Source organism: Neisseria sp. WLZKY-1, from assembly GCF_046546535.1.
Taxonomy (GTDB): Bacteria; Pseudomonadota; Gammaproteobacteria; order Burkholderiales; family Neisseriaceae; genus Neisseria.
The window spans coordinates 1-3,108 of sequence record NZ_JBKGTW010000093.1 but is presented as its reverse complement, the minus strand read 5'-3'; the positions used below and the strand labels follow the sequence as shown (position 1 = coordinate 3,108).

Sequence of the window (3,108 nt, the reverse complement as noted above, 5' to 3'; positions counted from 1 at the left end):
GCGTGATACTCGGCTGCACCGAAATCTGCCTGATCGTAAACGAAGAAACCAGCCCGCTGCCCGTGTTCGACAGCACCGCCATCCACGCGCTCGCGGCCGTGGATTCGGCCTTGGCGTGAGGCCGTCTGAAAACCCATCAATCCCTTTGATACGATGATAAAAAATCCCTTTTCCCTTTATGCGGCCGCTTTTGCCGCCCTGCTGCTGCTCTCCGGCCTCAGCCTGTCTATCGGCGTGGCCGAATTCAGTTGGACGCAGGTGTTTGCGCCTTCCGACAGCCTGCGTCTGATGGTGGTGAGCCGCCTGCCGCGTACCTTTGCCGTGGTGTTGAGCGGTGCGTCGCTGGCGGTGGCGGGCATGATTATGCAGATTCTGATGCGCAACCGTTTCGTCGAGCCGTCGATGGTGGGCGCGAGCCAGAGCGCGGCCTTGGCGCTGGTGCTGCTGACGCTGGTTTATCCGGCGGCGGGCGTGATGCTGAAAATGTCGTCAGCCGCCGCTGCGGCAATGGCGGGCATGCTGCTGTTTATGGCGCTGATTTCGCGCCTGCCGCCGACGGCGCAGCTGATGGTGCCTTTGGTGGGGATTATTTTCGGCGGCGTAATCGAGTCGCTGACGCTGTTTGTCGCCTATGAAAACGAGATGATGCAGATGCTCGATGTGTGGCAGGCGGGCGATTTTTCGGGGATTTTGCAGGGGCGTTACGAACTCTTGTGGCTGGGCGGCATCGTCGCCGCGCTGGCCTATGTGATTGCCGACCAGCTCACCATCGCCGGGCTGGGCGAGGCTGTGAGCGTCAACCTCGGCCTGAACCGCACGGCGGTGTTGTGGGCGGGCTTGATTATCGTCGCGCTGATTACCTCGCTGGTGGTGGTGACGGTGGGCAACATCCCGTTTATCGGCCTCGTCGTGCCCAATATCGTCAGCCGCCTGATGGGCGACCGCCTGCGCCGCAGCCTGCCTGCCGTCGCCCTGATCGGCGCGGGCATGGTGCTGCTGTGCGACATCGTCAGCCGCACTGTGCGCTATCCCTTCGAGATTCCGGTGTCCACCGTTTTCGGCGTGCTCGGCACCGTGCTGTTTCTCTATCTTCTGATGAGGAAACCCGCCCATGCCGTGTGAAAACCCGTCCGCAAGCCGACGTCCGCTGTGGATTGCCCTAATTCTGCTCATCGCCTCTTGCGCCCTGTTCCTCACGCTCAACGTACATGGCAGCTGGGATTTCGTCTTGCAGCGGCGCGGTACGACGCTGGCCGGGCTGCTTCTGGCCGCCTACGCCGTCGGCGTGTCCACCCTGCTGTTCCAAACGCTCACCAACAATCCCATCCTCACCCCCGCCATCCTCGGCTTCGACTCGCTCTACATCTTCCTGCAAACCCTGCTGGTGGTGCTGCTCGGCGGCGTCGGCTACACCGCCCTGCCCGTCGGCGGCAAATTCGCGCTGGAACTGGCGGCGATGATGGGCGGCTCGCTGCTCCTGTTTAACGTCCTGCTGCGGCAGGGCGGCCGCGACCTGGCGCGGATGATACTGATCGGCGTGATTTTCGGCGTTTTCTTCCGCAGCCTTTCGGCGCTGCTCAAACGCCTGCTCGACCCCGAAGAATTCACCGCCGCCCTCAGCAACAGCTTCGCCAACTTCAACACCATCAACACCAAGCTGCTTGCCGCCGGCTTCGTCATCATGGCCGTCAGCGCCGTCTTCATCTGGCGCGAACGCCACCGCCTCGACGTGTACCTGCTTGGCCGCGACCAGGCCGTCAACCTCGGCATCAACTACACGCGCAACACCTTATGGATACTGCTGTGGATCGCCACCCTCACCGCCACCGCCACCGCCATCGTCGGCCCGGTGAGCTTCTTCGGCCTGCTCGTCGCCGCCCTGTCCGACCGCTTCAGCCCGCACATCCGCCACAGCCTGCGCCTGCCCATGGTCTTCCTCACCGCCGCCGTGCTGCTTGTCGGCGGCCAAACCGTATTCGAACACCTGCTCGGCATGAAAGCCGTGCTGAGCGTCGTCATCGAATTTGCCGGCGGCCTCGTCTTCCTCTGGCTCGTTTTGAAAAAGAAAAAATAGGCTTTCAGAAACGTCATCCCCGCGAAGGCGGGGACGGCCGCAAACACAGCAAAGGCCGTCTGAAACCCCTTTCAGACGGCCTCCCGAACAACCCAACCCCATAGCGCAACCATGATACAAATCCGCAACGTCGGCCACAGCATAGGCGGCCGCCCCATCCTCCGCGACATCAGCCTCGACATCCCGCAAGGCGGCATCACCGCCCTGATCGGCCCCAACGGCGCGGGCAAATCCACCCTCCTCTCCTTCGCCGCCCGCCTGCAACCCCTCAAACAAGGCAGCATCAGCGTCGGCGGCCACGACGTCGCCGCCACCCCCACCGCCGAACTGGCCAAAATCCTGTCCATCCTCACCCAAGACAACAGCATCGTCAGCCGCATCAGCGTGCGCGACCTGCTCATGTTCGGCCGCTACCCCTACCACCAGGGCAGGCCGTCTGAAAACGACCGTGCCATCGTCGAAAACGCCCTCGACGCCTTCCAACTGCGCGACTTCGCCGAGCGCTACCTCACCGAACTCTCCGGCGGCCAGCGTCAAAGGGGCATGATCGCCATGGTCTTCTGCCAGCAGACCGACTACGTCCTGCTCGACGAACCCCTCAACAACCTCGACATGTACCACGCCCGCGCCCTCATGCGCCTGCTGCGCCGCCTCACCGACGAACACAAGCGCACCACCGTTGTCGTTCTGCACGACATCAACCAGGCCGCCGCCTACGCCGACTACGTCGTCGCCATGAAAAACGGCGCGGTTTTCATGGCCGACACCCCCGACAAAATCTTCACCCCCGACAACATCCGCGAGCTGTTCGACATGGACGTCGACGTGCTCGACTACAAAGGCAAGAAACTCGTGATCCACCATATCTGAGCCGCCGCCCGTGCTGCCCGCGGCAAAAGGCCGTCTGAAAAAAACCTGCGAAGCAGGTTTTTTTCAGACGGCCACCCATTTCAGACGGCCACCCATTTCAGACGGCCACCCATTTCAGACGGCCACCCATTTCAGACGGCCACCCATTTCAGACGGCCACCCAT

Annotated in this window: 3 protein-coding genes and 1 pseudogene; all 4 read left to right on the top strand. The window is 62.6% G+C overall.

Annotation, left to right across the window (positions count from 1 at the left end; all coding sequences use genetic code 11):
* Positions 1-119 (top strand): annotated as a pseudogene (locus ACLD9W_RS12225) (aspartate/glutamate racemase); the annotation flags it as partial.
* 34 nt (positions 120-153) lie between these two features.
* Positions 154-1,122, top strand: coding sequence for an ABC transporter permease (locus ACLD9W_RS12220; RefSeq protein WP_410842267.1), 969 nt, complete (start codon positions 154-156; stop codon positions 1,120-1,122).
* Positions 1,112-2,074 (top strand): iron chelate uptake ABC transporter family permease subunit, encoded by a 963-nt coding sequence (locus ACLD9W_RS12215; protein WP_410842266.1) that lies wholly within the window; start codon positions 1,112-1,114, stop codon positions 2,072-2,074. The genes ACLD9W_RS12220 and ACLD9W_RS12215 overlap by 11 nt, the downstream gene beginning before the upstream one ends.
* Before the next feature lie 111 nt (positions 2,075-2,185).
* On the top strand, positions 2,186-2,944 hold the full coding sequence (locus ACLD9W_RS12210; protein WP_410842265.1) for an ABC transporter ATP-binding protein: 759 nt from the start codon (positions 2,186-2,188) through the stop codon (positions 2,942-2,944).
* Positions 2,945-3,108 lie beyond the last annotated feature (164 nt).

Coding starts and splice junctions, on each gene's coding strand:
- ACLD9W_RS12215 (WP_410842266.1), top strand. CDS start 1,112: ATGCCGTGTGAAAACCCGTCCGCAAGCCGACGTCCGCTGTGGATTGCC.
- ACLD9W_RS12210 (WP_410842265.1), top strand. CDS start 2,186: ATGATACAAATCCGCAACGTCGGCCACAGCATAGGCGGCCGCCCCATC.
- ACLD9W_RS12220 (WP_410842267.1), top strand. CDS start 154: ATGATAAAAAATCCCTTTTCCCTTTATGCGGCCGCTTTTGCCGCCCTG.